This window comes from Collinsella sp. Sow4_E3, from assembly GCF_052116285.1.
GTDB lineage: Bacteria > Actinomycetota > Coriobacteriia > Coriobacteriales > Coriobacteriaceae > Collinsella.
The window spans coordinates 1-467 of sequence record NZ_JBQKLJ010000117.1 but is presented as its reverse complement, the minus strand read 5'-3'; the positions used below and the strand labels follow the sequence as shown (position 1 = coordinate 467).

At 33.8% G+C, this 467-nt stretch carries 1 protein-coding gene; it reads left to right on the top strand.

Annotated features, from left to right (window positions below; all coding sequences use genetic code 11):
- Nucleotides 1–214: 214 nt before the first annotated feature.
- Nucleotides 215–467 (top strand): hypothetical protein (locus ACTQ48_RS11550; RefSeq protein ID WP_441571074.1); only part of this gene is annotated, 253 nt, incomplete at its 3' end.

Below are 467 nucleotides of genomic sequence, written 5' to 3'. Positions count from 1 at the left end.
ATAAAATCCTCCTAAATAACGTACCAAGTTTTCTAATTATACCATAAAAAGCATTGCAGATTCTCAAGCCAAAGAGATTAAAACTAAATAATCAGAATATTCCAAATATACTAAAATTACTTTACAATTCAAAAAAAACGTGATATAATCGAACATGTACAATTTAAGAATTGTTTCTTTAAAAATTCAACAATAAGATACAGAGGAGAACTCTATGCAAAAGAGAAAATTGGCAGCCATCGCCGGTGTAACGCTACTCTCGGCTAGTTTTTTAGCAGCTTGTGGAAACGCTTCAAATAATGGTGGTTCAGGAACGGCGTCAACTTATTCATACGTTTATACCGAAGACCCAACATCTTTGGACTATATTGCTTTTAACCGTGCTCAAGTATCTGATATCGTGACCAATATGGTTGATGGACTTCTTGAAAATGATACATATGGAAATTTGATTCCATCTCTTGCGG